A 23,428-nucleotide genomic window follows, 5' to 3' on the forward strand; every position below is an offset into this window, starting at 1 on the left:
ATTGTTTCTAAAATAGATTTCTACGCGTTTTTGTGTGTTACGAGTAGTAATCGTAAAGCGAGTAACGTGATTTTATAGTTTTTGGATAAGAAGCGTGTACGAATTTTTCCGAAAATAGCGCTCTTTTAGCACAGGGAGGTTTTGAGAGAAACTCAGTTTAGTAGCCTAAATTATTTTCTCCAAAAAAGGTTTTCGCTATGCGTGTTTTTTTAATTGTATCCTAAGTGTTTATTTATTTCTTCAGCTATTTCAGCAATGTGTGGAAGTCCTATCATATCAATATGAGAACAATCTACATCGAAGGCTTTAACTGCTGTACTTGTAAAATCGTTCCAACCTAAATCGTCTTGATCTACTATTTCTCCAAAGAATTTCTTTCTTTCTTCTAGTTGATCTATTGAAAAAGCGGATTCCACTTTTAGTGCCTTAAATAATATTATAGAAAGGTTTGGAATGTCTTTAATTTCAGGAAGATATTTTATTTGAGAGTTTGATATATAGACATTGATAAAAGATTTTATTTGCTCAAATGTAAAAGGTTCACCGAGTTCAATTAACTTATCATGAAATACTTTTAATTGTGCATTTTCAGATTTGTTTATAAGATCTGAGTAACTCAAATCCATTTTTAAGTTTTGATCATTTAATTTTAAATTGTACAAGTCTTTGAAATATAATACCCATTTCATATAACTTGAAGGAAGCACGCTTTTATAGTCTTTTACAACTTTATCTGGAGCTAATGCATCCAGAATAATCAGGTTGTTAACTTTAAATCCTTCACGTATTAATTGCAGAGCCATTTCATAAATGATTTTTCCACCAAATGAATATCCAAGAAGAGTGTATGGTCCTTCAGCATCAATTTTTTGCATTTCTTTGATGAATAATGTTGCCATTTCTTCTATGGATTCTAAAATTTCAGATTTCATATCTATTCCAGAAGATTGGAAAGCATATAAAGGTTGTTCTGAGCCCAATTCTTTTGATAAGTCATTATAAATTAAAACATTTCCACCACCTGGAGGAGCACAAAATATAGGAGTTTTAGTTCCTTCTGTATGTATTGGCACTAATATTTTGGCTTCATTACTTTCATTTTTTGATCGGATAACATCTGCTATTTTTTTTATCGATGGATGTTCAAAAAGTATTGAAATAGGTAATTGAAAATCAAATTCACGTTCAATGAGTGCTATCATTTTAGTTGCTGTAAGCGAATGTCCTCCTAAGTCAAAAAAGTCATCATTTATTCCAATTTTTTCTACGCCAAGCAATTTCTCCCAAATTTCAGTTACACCTTTCTCTATTTGGTTTTTAGGAGTTGTATAATTTTCTTTTACGGTATTGTTGTTTTCAATATCTAGTAATTTTTTGAAATCAATTTTTCCGTTTTCATTAAGAGGCATTGTATCTATTTTAACAATGGAACCAGGAATCATATACTTAGGAACTTTCGCCGTCATATATTTAATGATTTCTTTTTTATCAAAATCACCTTCTATTACAAGATACGCGACTAATTGTACATCTTCATTTTTAACTTTGTCAATAACAATTGCATTAGAAACCGCTTCAATTTCCATTAAAACACTTTCTATTTCACTTAGTTCTATTCTATATCCTCTGATTTTAACCTGCCTATCAACACGACCTTTGAATTCAAAATTTCCATCATTTCCTAGCCTTACTAAATCGCCTGTTTTATACATTTTACTTCCCCTATTCAAAAAATCATCGTCAAGGAATACTTTATTTGTAAGCTCTTCTTTTCCAAGATACCCTCTGGCGATTCCGTTTCCTCCTATGTATAACTCTCCAATGCAACCTTGTGGTAGTAGTTGTTTATTTTTGTTTAAGACGTATGCAGATACTCCTCCTATTGGTTTACCTATTGGAATACTTCCTAAGTCATAAGGACTTACTTTATAATCCGTAGAAACAACGGTTCCTTCCGTAGGCCCGTAGTTATTATAAATTTTTAATGAATTGGCTTTTGGAATTTTTAAAGCTTCTCCACCAGTCATTACGATTGTGTTTTTAAGACTAATGTCTTGGTCTATTAAATTCAGTACTATCTGGGTAGGAACATGTATGTGGGTGATTTCATTTTCTTCAATAAATTCAGCCAATTTCCTCATATCAAATCGGATATCATTACTTTCTATCGGATACAAACGAGCTCCAGCTATTAAGTATGGAAAAAGTTCCCAAACAGATCCATCGAATGATGTTCCATGATATAATGCAACTCTGGAATCATTTGTTACTTTATAAAATTCCTTATGGTACAGACAAAGGTTTACTAATGATTTATGTTCAATCATAACTCCTTTGGGCATCCCGGAAGTTCCTGAAGTATAGATCGTATATGCTAGACTGTCATGATGACTATTGTTTAAACTTTTATCACCTGAGTATTCAGAAATAGCATCTAATTTAGAATCAATTGTAAAAACATTAATATTTGCCGCTAAAATTTCATCAAAAATATCTTTAGAAGAAATGATTAGACTTTTTATTTTAGAATTTTCAATCATGAACATTTTCCTATCTACTGGATATTCTAAGTCAATTGGAAGATATCCTGCACCAGATTTCAAAATTCCTAAAATAGCTACAATCATAAGTGAAGAACGCTCAAGCATTATACCCACTAAATCATCTTGTTGAATGTTGTATGATTCTTTTAAATAGTGAGCTAGTTTGTTTGCTTTGTCATTCAGCTCTTTATATGTTAACTTTTCATTTTTTTCAGATGATATAACCGCAATAGCGTTTGGGTTTGATGCAACTTGCTGATCGAAATAGTCTAAAATGGTTTCCGTATCGTTTTTGATAAAATGATCATCAATCGTATTTACATCATAAATAAGTTTTTGTTTATCAGCAGTAGTGATTAGGTCTAAATCGTTTATGCTTTGCTCAGGTGCATTTAATAATAGTTTAATTAAGTGAATAAAATACTTGCTTATTCTTTCTATGGCTTCTTTTTCAAATAAATCAGTACAATACTCAATATCTAAAACGATTGAATCTACCGTATTAACTATCGTAAACGTTAAATCAAATTTTGTAAATACACCTTCAGAAGTTTGAATTTCTATCTGAATTTCATTAAAATCATTATTCGCTGATTTTTTATTGGTCTGATCATTTTGAACAGATAACATGATTTGAAATATAGGGCTTTTACTTAAGTCTCTTTTTTGAATTACAGTATCTACAATTTTTTCAAATGGAACTTCTTTATATTTTAATGCTTGAATAATATTTTCTTTAACATTCTCTATAATTTGAAAAAAGTTAGCTTTCTCATCTAGTTTTGTACGTAAAGGAAGTGTATTTACAAAATAGCCTATTAGCCCTTGTATTTCTTTAAAGTCTCTATTGGCAACTGGTGTGCCAATACATATATCGTTTTCATCAGTGTATTTGTATAATAGAATATTCAAAACACTCGTCATAAACATAAAGGTTGTGATTTGCTTTTCTTTCAAAAATTTATCTATCCTTGTTTTTAGTTCACCATCAATGCTATTAGAATATAATGCGCCTTTAATACTTTGTATCGACTTTCGAGGATAATCAAGCGGGAATTCTAAGGTTTTGTAATTGTGCAGTTGTTTTTTCCAAAAATTTAAAGATTCTTGTAAAAAGGCCTCATCATACAATTTTCGTAGCCATATCGCATAATCCGCATATTGAATTGGCAACTCTTCTAGGTTAGGCATAATTCCGTGAGAAAGTGCGTGATAAATTTCGCCCAATTCAGCAAAGAAAATTGGCATTGACCATCCGTCATACACCAAATGGTGCATCACGATATGAAGCATATATTCCTTTTCTTCAAGTTTTACTAAATGAATTCTTATTAAGAAATCGTCTTTTAGTATGAAAGGAATTGCTGTATCATTTTTGAAAATTTCATTTAGGCCGCCTTTTTCAGTGATTTCTGTAAATTTCATTTTCCACAAATCACTTTTAAGAACGTATTGGTAAGCATCTAAGTTTTCATCTTGTTTTATCACTGTTCTTAAAACTTCGTGACGTTCAATGATTGCTCGGATGGTTTTTTCTAAGATTGTTATATTCAAATTTCCTTTTATACTGAATACATTGCTGGAGTGATAGTTTACGCTTCCTTGCATTTGATCAACCAACCATAGTTGTTCTTGTGCAAACGACAGTGGAATTTTACCTATTTCATCTTTATTGTATTTTGGTATTTTTTGTACTCCTTTATTTATTTCTTGAAAGTTTTTGTTTTCTGCCTTCAAAAAATCTACAATACGTGTTTTATTGGTTTTTAAATTATTTATTAAATCTTGATCGACAGTTTTATTTTTATCAATTTTTACTTTCAGATCATTTTCGTTGAGAAAAACATCAACACCTTGTTTTTTGGCGTTGGTTAGTAATTCTAAAACGGTATCATTTGCAGAAGTCATAAGGTAGTATTTTTAAATTTTGGCAATTATTTTTTCACTCGATAGCCTTTCAGCTTCAATTCCTTTAACCTTACAATAGCTAATAATTTATCAGGAAGTGATTCTTCGGTATGTTTTCAACGAATATGCTGAAAACCAGCATTTACTGTGGCTTTTTTGGTAGTTATAACAGTTATATTATTTTTAGTTGTAGTCGTTAACTGCGCTACGTACATAGTGCTTCACATAGTCTTTCATATCAGGGAATTCTAGCCCTAATTTTTCTTTAACAATCCTCATCGTCAATTCGTTTGAATTGTGAGTCATATCATCTTCGATTCCATCTTCTCTTACAGGGTGATTTCCTTCTAATGCATTTATTAATTCGGGAGAGTTAAAGTCGATAAATGATAAGATTGGTAAATGTAGTTTGTCAGAATCTTCTAAAAATTTCATTAACAGCTGTTGTAAGGTTAGGTTTTCAATTTTTTTATCTAATCCAACAGAATTATCAAAAATTCGCTTTAATGACACCAAACGATTGTTGTTTAAATGAAATATGTTTTGTTCCAAATCATTTTGAAGAGATAATTTAGTAATAACCTCACTTACAAAGTCTATAGGCGTTATTGGCGCCATATATTCGGATGTATACGCACCTAGTTCATAACACGATTTGAGAAGTTTTGTGAACCATTGAGATTTTGGTATTTTACCTGTAATTAAATCTCCTGTGGTTAGTCCAATTCTATAGATTTGAATTGGCATTCCCGCATCTAGCGATTTTTTCATCATTATTTCTCCTACACATTTACTAGCTCCATATCCATTAAATTCATGATGAATTTCATATTCTCTAGAGCTCCATTCGAAAAATTTATTTTCATGATGTGGAGGAATGAATCTTCCAAGATTTGATAGGTGGATGATTTTTTTTAATTTGTTTTTTAGAGAAAAATTCAATAATTCGATAGTTCCATACACATTGGTGTTTTTGAGTTTGCTATATGGAGAATGATGATCCATATAGGTTGCGCTATTGTATACATAATCAATTTTCTTGCTTAATTGATTGTACATTTTAAGTTCTATGCCAAGATATGCTTTAGAAAGATCTCCTTTTACAGCTACAATTCTATCATCAAATGAAGCATCATAGAGATTATAATCTTTCAATGAGTTAAGTATTCTCTCCTTGCAGACTAATCCTTCTTTTTCTCTTACTAAACAGTATATCGTTGCCTGTGTATTAATGAGTAAATCTTTTAATAAATAGGTTCCTATAAAACCTGTTGCGCCTGTTATTAGTATATGTTCAGGAACTAATTTGAATTTTTCTAAAGAATCAATCATTGAGAAATCAATATCTAATTTGCTTTCTTTTTCTAAATCAAGAACTTTAAATAATTTATCTTTTAGCGTTTCTTTATTCGTAATATAATCTGCAAGTTTCGCAATTGTTGAAAAGTTGAATAGTGTTTTTACCTCAACATCTTCTTTAAATTTCTTCTTGAATAGGGGAATCATTTTAGTGATTAGTAAAGAATATCCTCCAAGTTCAAAGAAGTCATCATTTATTCCAATCTTTTTTAACCCAAGCAATTGCTCCCAAATTTCAGTTATGTCCTTTTCTACCTGGTTTCTAGGAGCTATGTAGTTTTCTCGTAATGTATTATTGCCTTCAACATCTGGTAATTTTTTGATATCAATTTTTCCATTTTCATTGAGAGGTAATGCATCTATTTTGACAATGAAACTAGGGATCATATAACCCGGAACTTTAGTCGTTAGGTATCTAATAATTTCTTTTTTATTAAAGTCTCCATCTATCACAAGGTATGCGACTAAAGATATGTTTTGATTTTCAACTTTGTCAATAACTATTGCATTAGAAATCGCTTCAATTTCCATTAAAACATTTTCTATTTCACTTAGTTCTATTCTGTATCCTCTGATTTTAACTTGCCTGTCCACACGTCCTTTGAACTCCAAATTTCCATCATTACGTAACCTAACCAAATCTCCTGTTTTATACATTTTGCTTCCCCTATTCAGAAAATTATCCTTTAGGAATACTGTATTTGTCAGTTCTTCTTTTCCAAGATAGCCTCTGGCAATTCCGTTTCCTCCTATGTATAATTCTCCTATACAACCTTGTGGTAGTAGTTGTTTGTTTTTATTTAAGACGTATGTAGACACGCCAGATATCGGTTTACCAATTGGAATACTTCCTAAATCGTAAGGGCTTACTTTATAATCCGTAGAAACAACTGTTCCTTCCGTGGGTCCGTAGTTATTGTAAATTTTTAATGAATTCGTTGTTGGTATTTTTAGCGCTTCCCCACCAGTCATTACGATTGTGTTTTTAAGACTAATGTTTTGATCTATTAAATTCAATACTATTTGAGTAGGAACGTGTATGTGTGTGATTTCATTTTCTTCAATGAATTCAACTAATTTCCGCATATCAAATCGGATTTCATTACTTTCTATCGGATATAAACGTGCTCCCGCTATTAGGTATGGAAAAAGTTCCCAAACCGATCCGTCGAATGATGTTCCTTGATAGAGTGCTACTCTAGCATCTTTTGTTATGTTATGAAGATTTGTGTGATACGTACAAAGGTTTAGTAATGATTTGTGTTCAATCATTACTCCTTTGGGCACTCCAGAAGTTCCTGACGTATAGATTGTATACGCTAAACCATCATCACTACTGCTGTTTAGACTTTTACCTGGATATGCTGGAATGAAACCTAGTTTACTATCAATTATGAATACATTTAGGTCTGCCGCTAAAATTTCATCAAAGATATCTACCGAAGAAATTATTAAACTTTTTATTTTCGAGTTTTCAATCATGAACATTTTCCTATCTACTGGATAATCTAGATCAATTGGAAGATATCCCGCGCCCGATTTCAAAACTCCAAGAATAGATATAATCATCGACGGAGAACGCTCCAACATGATCCCAACTAAGTCATCTTTTTGAATGTTGTATGATTCTTGTAAATAATAGGCAATTTTATCAGCCTTATCATTCAGTTCTTTATATGTTAATTCTTCGTTTTTTTCAGGTGAAATAACTGCAAGCGCATTTGGGTTTTGTGCTACTTGTCGATCAAAATAATCTAAAATCGTCTCTGTATCATTTTTGATAAAATCGTCATCAATCGTATTTACATCATGGATAAGTTTTTGTTTATCGTCAGCAGTGATTAATTCTATATTGCGTATGGGTTGTTCGGGTGTTTCTAGCAATAATTTAGTTAGATGACTAAAATACTTGCCTATTCTTTCTACAGTTTCCCTTTCAAATAAATCAGTACAGTATTCAATATCTAAAACTATTGAATCTGCCCTGCTTTCAATAGTAAATGTCAAATCGAATTTTGCAAATACACCTTCTGAAGGTTTTATTTCTATCTGAATTTCATTGGCATTCCCATTAGCGTTTGCGTTCGCTGCTTCAGTTTTAGCTAATTCCCCAGTGATCTGATCATTTTGAACAGATAGCATAATTTGAAATATAGGCGTTTTACTTAAATCTCTTTTTTGGATTACGGTATCTACAATTTTTTCAAACGGAACTTCTTTGTATTTTAATGACTGCACAATGTTCTCTTTGACACTTTCTATGATTTGAAAGAAATTAGAGTTTTCATCTAGCTTTGTACGTAAAGGAAGTGTGTTTACAAAATAACCTATTAAACTTTGTGTTTCTTTATGGTCTCTATTGGCAACAGGTGTTCCAATACAGATGTCACTTTCATCCGTGTATTTGTATAATAGAATGTTTAGAACACTCGTCATAAACATAAAGGTTGTCAGTTGTTTTTCTTTCACAAATTCATCAATACTTGTCTTTAGTTCAGTATCAATGTTACTTGTATGTACTGCTCCATTTATGCTTTGTATAGACTTTCTAGGGTAATCAAATGGGAAGTCTAAGGTTTTGTAATTATGTAGTTGTTTTTTCCAAAAGTTTAAAGATTCTTTTAAGAAGGTTTCATCATATCGTTTTCTTAGCCATATGGAGTAATCCGCATATTGAATTGGGAGTTCTTCTAAATTAGGAACAAGTCCGTGAGAAAGCGCGTGATATATTTGTACCAATTCAGTAAATAGAATTGGCATGGACCATCCATCATATACCAAATGATGCATTACTATATGAAGCATATATTCCTTTTCTTCAAGTTTTACTAAATGAACTCGTATTAAGAAATCATCTTTTAGTGTAAAAGGAGCTGCTGTATCATTTTTAAAGATTTCATTTAGGCTGCCTTTTTCCGTGACTTTGGTAAATTTCATTTTCCACAAGTCACTGTTAAGAACATATTGGTAGGTGTCTAAGTTTTCGTCTTGTCGTATGACAGTTCTTAAAACTTCGTGACGTTCAATGATTGCTCGGATGGTTTTTTCCAAAAGCGAGATATCCAAACCTCCTTTTATATTAAATACGTTGCTCGAATGATAGTTTGCGCTTCCTTGCAATTGATCAACAAACCATAGCTGTTCTTGCGCAAAAGTCAGTGGAATTTTACCAATTTCATCCCTATTGTATTTTGTTATTTTTTGTATGCCTTTGCTTATTTCTTGAAAATTTTTGCTTTCTGCCTTCAAAAAATCCACAATGAGGCTTTTATTGCTTTTTAAAATATTTATTAAATCCTGATCGACAGTTTTGCTTTTGTCTATTTTCACTTTCAAACCATCTTCTTCAAGAAAGACATCAACACCTAGCTTTTTGGCATTGGTTAATATTTCTAAAACGGTATCATTTGCAGAATTCATAAGGTTGTATTTTAAATTTTGATAGTTATCTTTTATTAAGATTTTATTGGAGTATTGCTAGCTTTCTAAAGCTATGATCTAAATGTCCAGAATTTCATATTCTGATTCTGCGTCTTCAGGCTCAGAGCTTGATAACTGAATATAATTCGCTAAACTTTTAATAGTTGTATAGTTGAATAGCGTTAAGAAAGGAAGTTGAATGTTAAGTTTTTCTTCTATTTTAGATATTACACTAATAACTAAAAGAGAACGACCTCCCAAATCAAAAAAGTCGTCTGTAATTCCTACCTGCTCTACTTCTAGTAATTCTTCCCATATAGCAACAAGTGTTTTTTCCAAAGTGGTGCTCGGTGCTATATATTCTTTATTTAACACATAATTATTCACTCTTTGTTGTAATACTTTCCTGTGTACGTTTCCATTAGTATCCATTGGGAATTCTTCTACTTCCACAAATGAAGTAGGTATCATATATGCTGGCATAATATCGTTTAGATATGACTTTATGCTTTCCTCATCAAAAGTTTCTTTTGCCAATATACATGCCATTAAGCTATCAGAGTTTTTCTCATCCTTTTTTATAAATACAGAAGCATCTGCTATTGAATTGTGGTTTTTTAAAGCGAATGCGATATCGTCTAAATCGATTCTATAATCTCTATATTTTACTTTTAAATCTTCTCTTCCAACGAGTTCTATGGCATCAGACGCAGACCAACGAGCTAAATCGCCTGTTTTGTATAAAAGTTTATGATTTTCATCTCCATAAGGATTCGTAATAAACTTTTCTGAAGTAAACTCAGAATTATTCAAGTATCCGTCTGTCAATTGTGTCCCTGAAGTATATAAATAGCCTACTGTTCCATCGGGAACCAATGCTAAATTAGAATCTAAAATATAGAAATTGTTTCCCTGAAATGGCTTTCCTATTGAATTACTTTTTACAGATTCATTTGAAAAATCATGCAAATTATGACTTGAGTGCATCAATGTTTCAGTATGTCCATATAGCGAAATTAGTTTCGCTTTTAAACCTAGTTGTTTGTATAGTTTGATAAAATCAGGTGCTAAGTTAGTGTCTGATAGTACAACATGTTTTAGTTTTGACAGATGCGAATCTTCAATGATTGTTCTTAAATACGACATTAGAAAAGATAGATACCATGTCGAAACATGCAAATGTGTGATATTAGTATCTCTTACAAGGTTTAAAAATGAAGGCACATCCAGATCTTTTTGAGATGCTGGAATCACTAAACTCGATCCTGGTAATATCCATCCAAATAGTTCATAAACTGTTGTATCTACCGCAGGATCACCTTTTAAAAGCATTCTATCCGATGACTCTAAAGGATAGTTATCGTGCATGGTGTTTAGCAATGAATATAATGCCTTGTGTGTTGATATGACACCATGAGGTTTGCCTTTTTTCCAATTGTACATAATGTGAGATGCATCTTCTGGAAGAATAGAAACAGAGGTATTAGCAATAGGAAATGTGCTTAGTTTCTCAGCATCTGAATCTATAAAAATGATCTTATACGCAGCATTTTGTTCAAAAAGATCATCGAATTTTGTTTCACTAATTACTAGATTAGAATTTGCATTTTCTAAGATAGCTACTGTAAGGTGTTTTGAATTGGATATGCTCAACGGAATATATACAGCACCTAATTTTAGAATACCAATAATTCCAACCATCATACTAAAGGAGTTTTCTAATAATAGTGGAATCATGTCTCCCTTTTTAACACCTTTATGAGCTAAATAATGTGCGAATTGATTAGATTTTTCATCTAGTTCTTTATAGGTAATTAGTTGTTTGTCTAAAACAATAATAGCTGCCTGATTTGGATTTAATTTAGCTTGATTTCTAAATATATCCAATATCGTTTCGTTTTTATCAAGGTTTATTTCTAACGTATTGTATCGGGAAAGGATTTCATTTTTATCAGATGCTTCTAGGATAGAACTATTGCCAATTAGCTTATTTGGATCAGCAGTAAATATAGATAACAACGCTTTAAAGTGATTCGCCATTTTTTTGATTGTCTCTTCATTAAATAAATCAGAACAATATTCAAAATCTACATTTAATTCTTTACCTACTCGTATGACTCCTACAGTTAAGTCAACTTTTGCACTGTCATGTTCATAGTCTTCTTCTAACAAGGAAAGATCCGTTAGTTCAGTATTTTTTGCAACCGGATTATTTTGCAATGTAAACCCTACATCAAATAATGGATTTCTGTTTGTTACTTGTTTATCAGCAACTTCGCTAACTATTTTTTCAAAAGGAACATCTTGATTTTCATAAGCTTCTAAAGTAGTTTCTTTTACATTTTTCAGGAATTCAGCAAATGGTATATTTAAGTCAAGGTTGTTTCTTAAAACGATGGTATTCGCAAAAAAGCCTATTAAAGGTTCTACTTCTTTAGCCGTTCTATTAGCAATTGCTGTACCAATGGATATATCTGTTTGTCCGCTATATTTATAAAGTAATATTTTAAAGATCGCTATTAGCAACATAAATAATGATGCATCATGTTTCTTAGCTTGTTCTTCCAGTTTTTCGCTTAAAGTTTCATCTAAATAAAATTGATATAGTTTTCCTTTTTGACTCTGAGTTTCCCCTCTTGGGTAGTCTAAAAAGAGGTCTAATGATGCTGCACTTTCTAATTTCCTCTTCCAATATTCTAGTCTTTCTGCTAGTTTTCCATTTTCAAACTGCTCATTTTCCCATATACTAAAATCTGCATATTGAATAGGTAATGCTTCAAAATTAAGTTGTTCTCCTTTTTTAAGCGTGTTAAATATTTGAACCAATTCATTAATGAAAATTGATCTAGACCAACCATCAAAGGCAATATGATGAATAATTATACTTAAAACATATTCATCTGAAGGAGTATGAATTAAAAGACCTCTTAATGGATGTTCTTCAGCTAATTTAAAAGGCGTGTTTACTTGATTTTGAATCAGTTCTGTCATAGAACTGCTACTATTTGATAAACGAGTATGTGCTAATTTCCAAGTATCTTTTTCTAAAACTTTTTGATATGGCAGTCCATCTTTATCTTTGTAAACGGTTCTTAATACCTCATGGCGATTTAGTATTGCATTAATTGATTTTTCTAAAAGCAATTTGTCTACTTTACCTTTTAACCTAATGATAATTGGAATGTGATAATTTATACTACCGGCCACTTTATCTAAAAACCATAAACGTTTTTGTGTAAATGATAGTGGGATAAAATCGGGTCTTTCGTATTTTTTTATCGGACTTAATGTTGATTTATTTAATGTTTTTATTTTAGAAGATAATTCGGCTATTGTAGGAAGATAGAATATATCTTTTACTTGAATTTCACAATTAAATTTTAGTTTTATTGCAGAAATTAATTGCATAGCCAATAATGAATGTCCTCCTATTTCAAAGAAATTTTGATGTATTCCAATGTGTTGGTTCCCTAAAATTTCTGTCCATATATTCATTACATGAGTTTCTGTAATATCTCTTGGCGCAGTTTTTATATTTTCAGCGGTTTCTTTTTTGAGAGGAAGTGGTAATTTTTGCCTATTTATTTTACCGTTTGGAGTCAGTGGAATTGCTGGAATTTCGCAGATAAATGAAGGAATCATATAATCTGGTAGTTTACTTTTTAGATAGGTATAAATTAAGTTTTTAGCAAATCCTTCATTCGGAACAATGTATGCTACTATTTGAGGTGTTGCATTTTGATCTTTTTTAACATCTAAAAATACTTCATCAACAAAGTCTGATTGAAGTAATACTGCTTCAATTTCTTTTAACTCAACACGATTTCCTCTAATTTTTATTTGGTGGTCAACTCTACCCACGAACTCAATATTTCCATCTGGTAAATAGCGTGCAAGGTCACCTGTTTTATAAAGGATTTTATTTTTATCAAAAGGGCTTGGAACAAATTTTTCTTTACTCTGTTCTATGTTATTCAAATAACCAGAAGATACTCCGTAACCACCAATATTTAGTTCTCCAGGCATTCCAATGCCTGCATTATTATTGGACTTGTCTAGAATATATATATCGGAATTTGTGAAGGGTTTTCCTATTGGAACTTTATGATATGTTTTGTTAATATCTACCAAGTACAATGTTTTACCAATTGTTGTTTCGGAAGGTCCGTAATGGTTAATAATAGCTACTTGAGTTGTTTGAGATTTAATTTTATCAATTTCGTTTCCTGTTAATTCTTCACCACCAAAAATTATTAGTTTTTTGGGTATCAATGGTTTGTCTGTTTCTAGACTTTTCCAATGAGATGGTGTCATTTTAATACAGTCTATACTATTCTTACTTAAGTAATTGTGTATTGCTATAGGATTCAGTAGATCATCATACGAGAATAAATGCAGCGTTCCTCCAGATACTAAAGCACCATAAACAATTGTATAAGATAAATCTCCTGCAAATGTTGATAATAAACCAAATGTCTCGCAGTTTTTTGTAGTGGTGTTTAAGAAAAATCCTTGGAAATAATCAACTAAATTTTCATGAGATATTTTAACGCCTTTAGGAGTTCCTGTAGATCCTGAAGTGTAAATTACATACGCTAACGATTTTCTGGAGATTGTTACATTTAATTCTTGATCATCATATTTACTAGTTGCCTCTATTTTTTTTAGTGATACACATTTAACGGATTCTGTTTTTTCCGATAGCTTTATATTTTTATCTGCAATAATTAGTTTAACATCACTGTTTTGAATAATAAAATTGGTTCTTTCTTCTGGATATCTTCTGTCTAAAGGCAAATATGCTGCACCACTTTTTAATATACCAATAATAGTCAGCATCATTTCAAGTGGATTGTCTAAGCTAATCGCAACAATATCATTTTCTTTAACTCCTTGTTTTGATATGTAATTTGCAATCTGATTCGATTTTAAATCTAATTGATGATAGCTTAGGCTTTCTGTTTGATATACTAAAGCTTGTTTTGAAGGATGTTTTAAGGTTTTCTCTTTTATTGCTTCTAAAATGGTTTCCTGTGTTGGTACCTGATAAGGATACTTTTTAGGTATAGATAATTTGTCTTTATTTAAAGAAGAAATACTAATACTATCTATTTTTTCATCTACATTATCAACAATACTTGCTAAAAGTAATTCGTAATTTTCAAGAAGTTGTTTTATGGTTTCACGTTTGAATAAATCTGTATTATAAGTTGCTTCAATAAGCATTTCTCCATTAGTTTCAGTAACGCTTAATGTAATATCGTATTTAGTTGTTTTTTGATTGAAGGATAAAGTATCTATTTGAAGTTCATTCACTTCTTTTAATTCAGCTTGAACATTATTTTGTAAAATAAATACGGTTTGAAACAACGGTGTTTTTGTAAGGTCTCGGTTTTTAACCACTTTTTGTACAATTTGTTCGAAAGGAACTTTTTGATGTGCTATTGCGCGCAACGTAGTTGTTTTTACTTCAGAGAGTAATGCTTTAAAAGACAAGTCTCCATCAACATAATTTCTCAGCGGAAGCGTATTTAAAAAGAATCCGATCAGCGGTTCTATTTCTACTTGATCTCTATTGGCTACCGGGCTACCTACACAGATATCAGGTTGTCCCGAATATTTATATAGTAGAATATTATATGCCGTTAATAACGTTATAAATGGAGTTACTCCTTCTTTTTTTGAAACTGCATTGATTTTTTTAGTAAGATCAGATGCTATGCTATGATCTATACTTTCTCCCTGTAAACTCTGAGTGGAAGGTCGAGGAAAATCTGATGGAAAATTTAAAAAAGAAAGAGCGGACAGTTTATCTTTCCAATACTCAATTTCATTTGCTAGAATGTTTCCATTAATGTACTTCTTTTGCCATATTGCATAATCCACATATTGAACGGGTAGTTTTGGCAAACTAGCCTCTTCATTTTTGATAATAGATTCATAATTTAATACGAGTTCATTCACAAAAATAGGCATGGACCAACCGTCAAAAGCAATATGATGACCCACAATAATAAGTATGTTTTCATTAGCAGCTTTTTTAAGTAAGGTAGCACGTAATGGATAGTCGCTGGATAAATCGAAAGCAGTCCATATTTCTTCATCAATTACATCGCTAAGGTTTTGGTTTTGAGTTGTAATCGTTTTTAATTTCCAATGTTCTTGAGATTCAACTTTTTGATAAACAGCTCCTTCTTGTTCATAAAATAAAGTTCTTAACACTTCATGACGTTGCATTATTTTCTTGAAACTGTTTTCCAAGTCAGCCTCATTGTAAGTGCCGTTAAGTTTTAAAATAATAGGAATATGATAATTTATACTTCCTTGCAGTTTATCTATAAACCATAAACGTTCTTGAGAGAATGATAATGGTATATTTTCAGGTCTCTTTTCGGATACAATTTGAGGCAATAAAACTCCTTCTTCTTTTGCATCGATACACTTCGATAATTCTTCTATTGTCGGATGTTCAAAAATATCATCGATCACTAATTCTGTTTTCAGGTCTTTCCTAACTAAAGAAATGACTCTAACAGCAAGTAAAGAGTGCCCGCCTAGATCAAAGAAATTAGTGCTAATTCCAACTTTTTCAATGGCTAATACACTTCCCCAAATGTTAGCTAAGACTTTTTGTGTTTTAGTTTTAGGAGCAATGTATTCATTTGCGTTATTTAAGTGCTCTTCTGTTACTATTGGTAATTTCGTTTTGTCAGTTTTTCCATTTCGAGTTAAAGGAAGCGCTGGAATTTCTATAAAAATCTCAGGAATCATGTGAATTGGCAACTCCTTTTTTAAAGTTTCTTTTATTTTTTTAACATCAAAAGATTCATTAACAGCTACGTAAGCAATGATTCTCTTTTCATTTTTTAAAACTTTAACTTCAACAACAGATTGATTAATTTGATCCTGTTTAGTAAGCGTATTTTCAATGTCTTTGGTATCAATGATTTTCCCTCTTATTTTAACTTGTCTATCAATTCTACCTATAAAAATAATATCACCTTCTTCTGTCCATTTTGCATAATCTCCAGTATTATAAAGTGTTTCTTCTTTGTTTAAAGGATTTTTTATAAATCGTTGGTTTGTTAATTCTTCATTTTTATAATACCCTTTACTTACTCCTATTCCGCCTAAGTATAGAATTCCTGGAATTCCAACAGGTTGTAACTGCATGTACTCGTTTAGAATATATGAACGAGAATTGTCCATAGGTTTCCCAATAGGGATTCTGTCTAAGTGTGTTTTAGTAACTTTATAAGTCGTAGAAAAAGTAGTGTCTTCACAAGGTCCATAACCATGAATTATCTGCATATCAGGGTATTGAGACCTCAACAAATTGAAATGCCTAACCGATTCTATGTCTCCGCCAGATAGAAATTGTGTGATTCCTTCAAAAATACTAATATCAGTATCTATTAAATTTTCAAACCAAGAGCTCGTTAAGAACATGGTATTCACCTTATTACTTCTTACTATATGTTTAAAAACCTGAGGAGAAAGTAAATCGTTCTTTTTAACTAGAATGATTTTGGATTGATTTAATAAAGCAGCCCAAAACTCCATATTTGTAGTGTCAAAAGCAACAGACACCGTTGACAAAATTGTTGTGTTGCTATTTAATTCCATATAAGAACATGGTTTAGAAAAACCAACTATGTTTTTATGGGTAAGCATTACTCCTTTGGGCATTCCAGTTGATCCAGAAGTAAACATAACATGAACTAATTGATCTGGTGTAATTTCAATAGCAGGATTGCTCTTTTTATAATTGCCAGTGGTTGTTATAAAATCCTCCAGAATAGCATCGTTAATTGTTATTCGACAATTTGTAAAAGATGTTAAGTACTGTACTTTTTCTTCCGGATAATTAGGATCAATTGGAACATACGCAGCGCCAATTTTTAAAGTTCCTAATAATACAGGAATTAACCATTCCGATTTTTCTAACAAAATACCAACCAATTCATTTTTTTTAATTTTATACTTTGAAAGTAAAAAGTCTGAGAATTGATTTGCCCTAATATTTAGTTCATTATAAGAAACATTTATTGGAGTAAAACTTTTTTCTAATGAGTTTGAATATGGTGTCTTTAAGTTAAAAACAAACGCTATTTCGTTTGGAGTAGCTTTGCTTTGTTTTTCAAATAAAGAGACAACGGTTTCGTCTTTAGGATACGCTACAGTACTATTATTATATTCATGTAATAATAGATTTTTTTCGTTTTCTGAAATAAATACAATCGCGCCTAGCTCTTTTTCTGGTTCATTGATTGCAGCAGTCAGAAACATTTCTAAGTGATTCATTAAGTTATGGATAACACTTTCTTTAAAAATATCAGTGTTATACTCAATGTCAAGCAATAAAGTATCTTCTTGTTCAATAAACGAGAAGGTAAGATCAAATTTACTTACTTTAGAATCTATAGTATCATAGCTGTTAACACTTGTATCTTCGGTTTTTGTAGTATCCATAACCGTCTCTTGATTATGTATAACTGCCATGATATCAAATAATGGAGATCTACTCGTATCGCGATCAACATTAATTTTATTTACTAAACGATCAAACGGATAATTTTGATTTGAATAGGCATCAAATAATTCTTTTTCTTGAATTTTTAATAATTGATTAAACGTTATGTCTTTTTCAAATTTTGTTCTTATTGCTAATGTATTTATATAAAGACCTATTTGATTTTTTAAATCGGGATGCTCTCTTCCTGAAGATGGAATCCCGATAATAATGTCATTTTGGTTAGTATATCTATAAAGCAATCCATTAATCCCTGCCATTAAAGTTGTAAAGAGTGTGGTAGCATTCTCTTTAGAAAAGGACTTTATTTTTTTGGTGGTTTCAACAGAGAAAAAATCCACGATACTTTTTCCATTAAATGTTTTCTTAATAGGCCTTTTTTGACTTGTTGGGATGTTTATAATAGGAAGTTCTCCTGAGAATTTGTGCAACCAAAAAGATTCTTCATCCTTCAGATCCGTTATTTTTTTATGAATCCAATCCGTATAATCTTTATATTGAATTGTTAAAGGTTGAAGGTCAATAGCAGCATTATTTAGAAGGCAACTATAGACATACGTTATTTCTTTAATTAGTATTTCCATAGACCATCCATCACTTATAATATGATGCATGCTAAAAGATAAAATATGTGTTTCTTTAGAAACTTTTAGCAGACTTGCTCTTAAAAGTGGGCCTTCCGTTAGTTCAAACGGTGTATTTATTTCTGTAGTAAGAATTTGTGCCTTTTCCGATTCAACATCCTTAACATCAGATATATTGTATGTATTAATGTTAAAGTTAATTTCACTAAAAGGGATGATGTGCTGCCTTACTTCATTATTTTTATCTTCTTTAAAGAAAGTTCGTAAACTCTCATGCCTTTCTATAATTATATTGAATGCTTTGGTTAAAAGATCTATTCGTAGTTTTCCATTAAATTCAAGTAAGGAGTTAATTGTGTATGCTGTATTTCCTCCTTCAAATTTTGACAATACCCAAAATCGTTCTTGAGCAGGAGTTAATGCATAAGATTCTTTAACTTCTGTATTGTCAATACTAGCTTGATGCATTGCTAATATTGCTTCTTTATGCTTTTTTATGTCATTTAATATCTCCTCATTAAGTACACCTTTAGATGCAGAAATATGTAGATTATTATCTACAATGTCAATGGTTATACCCTTTGAGTTAATTTCTTTAATAAATTTAAAAGTATCCATAGAATAATTTTGTATTAATTTTTGTCGTTTTATTGGAAGTAGGAAAAACTAGATATGTTGGAGTTTGGTATCTAAAAAGTATGATATATTATGTCCAATAGACAACTCTATTTTGAGAAGAACGTCCCAAAAAACGTCCTATGGTAATTCTACTATCTTTTTGTTTTTTTTCTACTGCGTGAATGTAATTTGCATTGATAAAATACAAATCTCCTGGTTGCGTTTCTAGATGCAAACAATCGATGTCTTTTATTGCTGAAAACGGATAAGGATAGCCCGTAAGCTCTATACCTAGTTCTTTTTTACAAGCTTCATCGGGGAAAAGATTCCACAGTAATAAATTTGCGTTTTCAGTATTTTCTACACATAAGTTACAAGCTACTACATGCTTAACAGTGCTTATTTCAAAATTATCTCTTTTCGCAAAATGCAATTGTGCTAAATCTTCATGTGCATTTAATGCAAATTTTTCTTCTTTCTTATCTTTCCACAACCTCGCAGTAAACATATTACAATAGTTTCCTTTATGATATGCGGGACCAAAGTGTGTATCTTTTTGCAATAAATATTCTCTGAAAGAAGTTTCTAACATGAAGTCATTTAAGTCATCATAATCATAAATACTATCTACAAGATTATTAACAGCTTCTTTTGTCTGAATACATTCATCAAAAAATGCTCTCGTTTCTTTGTGGAATTGGGTTGCACCAATTTGAGAAACTTCAACAAAATCATCTGAAGCCCTGTTTCCGCCGTTGGTTTTCTCTATAATTTCATGAAATTTGTTCTTGAGTTTTTCGCAACTATCATGACCTATATAGTTTCTCACAATGTATACTGGGGCACTATCTTCTTTCCCGAGAAACATATCATTGATGATATCTAAATTTGGGATATGTGTATCTTCAAAAATTTTGAAGTTATCTTTTGGATATGATTTTCCTATTAATTTCATTTTGAACTATATTATTACATTTTCAATGTTATTATCCTTTTCTGTGCTTTTAAAAAAACTCACATATTGCCCTATGTCAATAATTGTAGGAGTTTGATAGAGGTAATCCACTTTAATGTCAACATTAAAATGTTCCTTTATTTTGTTCATTAATACAATCATTTTCAAGCTATGTCCTCCTAGTTGAAAAAAGTTATCGTTTATGCTTATTTTTTCTTTGCCTAATATTTCCTGCCATATTTGAACCAATTTTTCTTCTACTTCGTTTGTTGGTTTTGTATATTCTTTTTTACTGTTTAAATCTTCAATGTTAACGACTGGTAAGGCTTGTTTATCTACTTTTCCATTAGGAGTTAATGGTATATTTTCTAGTTGCACATAGTATTGCGGAACCATATAATAAGGAAGTATTTTTTGTAGAAATATTTTTAACTCGTCATTATTAACAACCTCATTAGCAATAAAATAAGAAATTAAAGCATCTTCACCTTCCAATTTATCAACAACTACAATAGCTTGCTGTATACCAGTATATTTTAATAAAGTTTGTTCTATTTCTTCAAGTTCAATTCTATATCCTCTAAGCTTTACTTGATGATCTTTTCTACCTTTGAATTCAATATTTCCGCTAGGCAGCCATCTTCCAAAATCACCTGATTTATACATTTTTTCGCCTTCTGTAAAAGGATTCGGTACAAACTTTTCTTTCGTTAGTTTTTCTTTGTTTAAATACCCTTTTGCGACACCTGCTCCAGATAAATATATTTCCCCAATAACTCCAATTGGAACGGGATTTTGAGAAGCGTCTAAAATGCATGCAGACGAATTAGGTATAGGCTTTCCAATTGGAATGCTCGTATACGACTTTGATGTTATAGTATACGTGGTAGAAAACGTCGTGTTTTCAGTAGGACCATAACCATTAATTACTTTTATATTCGGGGCTTTCTCATAGAGTTTCTTTACATGATTTGCCGATACAATATCACCACCAACAATTACTTGAGTAATATTTTCAAATATTTCAAAATGATTGTTATTGATTAAAGTATTGAACCAAGGTGATGTCATCCAAAAACAATTGACAGCATTTTTTGAGATCATTTCATGCAACATCTTAGGGTTCAGTAAATTGTTGGTTTTTTCAATAACTAAGGTCGCTCCATTAAGTAGCGCTCCATAAATTTCTATGATTGAAGCATCAAAAGAGACCGAAGAAGTACTTAGTAGAATATCGTCATTTTTTAATTTAAAAAAATCGCCAGGCTTTATAAGACTTACTATATTTCTGTGTGTTACCATGATTCCTTTAGGGTTCCCTGTTGATCCTGATGTATATAATACACACGCCAAATTAGTAGGCGCTACCGAAATTATTACTGGTGTAATAGGCAATGAGATTCCTTCTGTGCTCTTTAAAAAATCTTCATCAATCGTAACTAAGCAATTGGTATCTTTTTCTATATATTCAATTCTTGTCTCAGGGTAATTCACATCTATGGGAACATAACTTGCACCTGTTTTAAGCACAGCCAATAAGGATACAATTAATCTTTTATCACGCGCTAGCTTCACTCCTATTAAATCATCATTTTTTATGGTGTATGTATTATATAGATAGTGTGCTAGTTGATTAGATTGTTCATCCAGTTCTTTATACGTTATTTTTTCATCACCAGATATTAGTGCAATACTATTTGGTGTATTTTTTACTTGTTCATTGAACAAATCGATAACAGTTTTATCTTTTGGATATGAGCATTTTGTATCATTAAACGTATATAAGACTCTGTTCCTTTCTTGGTCCTCTAAATAATCTATTGCATTGATTTTTTCGTCAGGAGAAGCGATTACTTTTTTTAGCAATTGTTTGTAATGTGTAATAAGCCTTTTTATAAAACTCTCATCATATATGTCTGTATTGTATACAAAATCTAAATAAAGAAGTCCTCCAATTTCTTCAAACTTAATTTCTAAATCAAACTTTGAAAAACACGTCCCTTGATCTGTGATTATATGCTCTAAATTGTCGGTTGATTCAATGCTACTTTTATTAGTTCCAATATTTTGAAAAGCTAAGATCACATCAAAAAGCATATTTCTTCCTGGGTTATGGGGAAGGTTTAGGTCTTCAACTAATTTGTCAAAAGGATACGCTTGGTTGTCATAAGCTTTCAATGTTGTTGTTTTTACATTTTCATAGAAATCTAAAAAACGATCATTCGGATCAATTTTGCTTCTTAATGCTAACGTGTTTACATAAAAACCTATCTGATTTTCTAAATCTGGATGATCTCTACCAGCTATAGGAGCACCTATTATGATATCTTCTTGCAACGTATATTTATAAAACAATACATACCATATAGATAACAAGCTCATAAATACACTTCCACCATTTTCTTTACTAAAAGCAACTAAATTGCTTGTTGTTTCTTTTGAAAAAGAAGTATGCAACCGATGTCCTTGATATGATTTTATTTTAGGTCTTAACTTAGAAGTAGGAAGTGATAATGTTGGAGTTTCATCTGAAAGCGTATTCAACCAATAGGCTTTAGATTGTTTTAATTCTTCTGTTTGTAATCTATATAATTGCCAAGCAGCATAGTCTTTATATTGAATTTTAAGTTTTGGCAACTCAACGTCAGTATTCAGTTTAAAAGCGTTGTAAAAGGCTTGCACGTCTTGGTGTATGATATTCATTGACCAACCATCACTAATGATATGATGCATGTTGTAGTAAAAAATAAGTGTGTTTTTTGCCGTATGTAACAATGCTCCTCTTAGTAATGGGCCTTTTTCTAAGTCAAAAGGTTGGTACGAATCGTTTTCGATGTACGATTGTGCCAACGCTTCTGGATTTGATTTATTTCTAAAATCGTAATATTCTAAATTAAAATCTAATCCCTCTTTTGATAAAATATATTGTCGTACCTCGCCTGCACTGTTGGTTTTAAAAACTGTTCGCAAAATTTCATGTCTGCTTATTACAGCTTCTACTGCTTTTTTAAAACAGGAAATATCATTTATTTCATTTAGCGCAATTTGCGAAGGTATATTGTAAGCCACATTTCCATCTTGAAACTGACTTAACACCCATAATCGATATTGCGATGAAGAAAGATCATAACTTTCTTTCGTAGAAATAATAGGTATTTCTTTAAATGTCGCATCTTTAGATTTGAGGTAATCGATCAATAACTCTTTATGCAGTTTCATCTTAGAGAGAAGTTCTTTAAGGTTTTTGTCTCTTGGAACTTTTACAATTAGTTTCTCTTTTTTAGATAATTTTATAAATAAATTATTGTCTTTTATTTCTTTTAATAGCTTATGCATTAGTGTTTATTTTTTTGTGGAAAAAACGCGCAAGTTGAATTTCAAAAATAATGGCGTCTTCAAATCAATGAGTTAAGAAATTGAGTATTCTAAAATCAAAAGGTTTCGTAATTTTTAGTGTATTGAAAATAATAGGTATTAGGAATCTCGTCTCTTTATCCTAATTTTTTGG

At 31.0% G+C, this 23,428-nt stretch carries 5 protein-coding genes; all 5 read right to left on the reverse strand.

Features of this window, described 5'->3' with window-relative positions:
- Positions 1-209: 209 nt before the first annotated feature.
- The 5 genes from H2O64_RS19505 to H2O64_RS19525 all read right to left on the reverse strand — a co-directional run bounded on the left by H2O64_RS19505 (position 210) and on the right by H2O64_RS19525 (position 23,256).
- A complete protein-coding gene (locus H2O64_RS19505) occupies positions 210-4,451 on the reverse strand; it encodes a non-ribosomal peptide synthetase (RefSeq protein WP_187563908.1) in 4,242 nt (1,413 codons plus the stop codon).
- A gap of 183 nt (positions 4,452-4,634) precedes the next feature.
- Entirely contained in the window at positions 4,635-9,230 is a 4,596-nt protein-coding gene (locus H2O64_RS19510) for a non-ribosomal peptide synthetase (protein WP_187563909.1), read from the reverse strand.
- A gap of 78 nt (positions 9,231-9,308) precedes the next feature.
- Positions 9,309-18,965, reverse strand: a complete 9,657-nt coding sequence (locus tag H2O64_RS19515) for a non-ribosomal peptide synthetase (RefSeq protein ID WP_187563910.1) — start codon at positions 18,963-18,965, stop codon at positions 9,309-9,311.
- Positions 18,966-19,053: 88 nt separating this feature from the next.
- Positions 19,054-19,920 (reverse strand): hypothetical protein, encoded by an 867-nt coding sequence (locus H2O64_RS19520; RefSeq protein ID WP_187563911.1) that lies wholly within the window; start codon positions 19,918-19,920, stop codon positions 19,054-19,056.
- Between the two features lie 6 nt (positions 19,921-19,926).
- Positions 19,927-23,256 (reverse strand): non-ribosomal peptide synthetase, encoded by a 3,330-nt coding sequence (locus H2O64_RS19525; protein ID WP_187563912.1) that lies wholly within the window; start codon positions 23,254-23,256, stop codon positions 19,927-19,929.
- Positions 23,257-23,428: the final 172 nt, after the last annotated feature.

The sequence above is a fragment of the Kordia aestuariivivens genome, assembly GCF_014397005.1.
GTDB classification, from domain to species: domain Bacteria; phylum Bacteroidota; class Bacteroidia; order Flavobacteriales; family Flavobacteriaceae; genus Kordia; species Kordia aestuariivivens.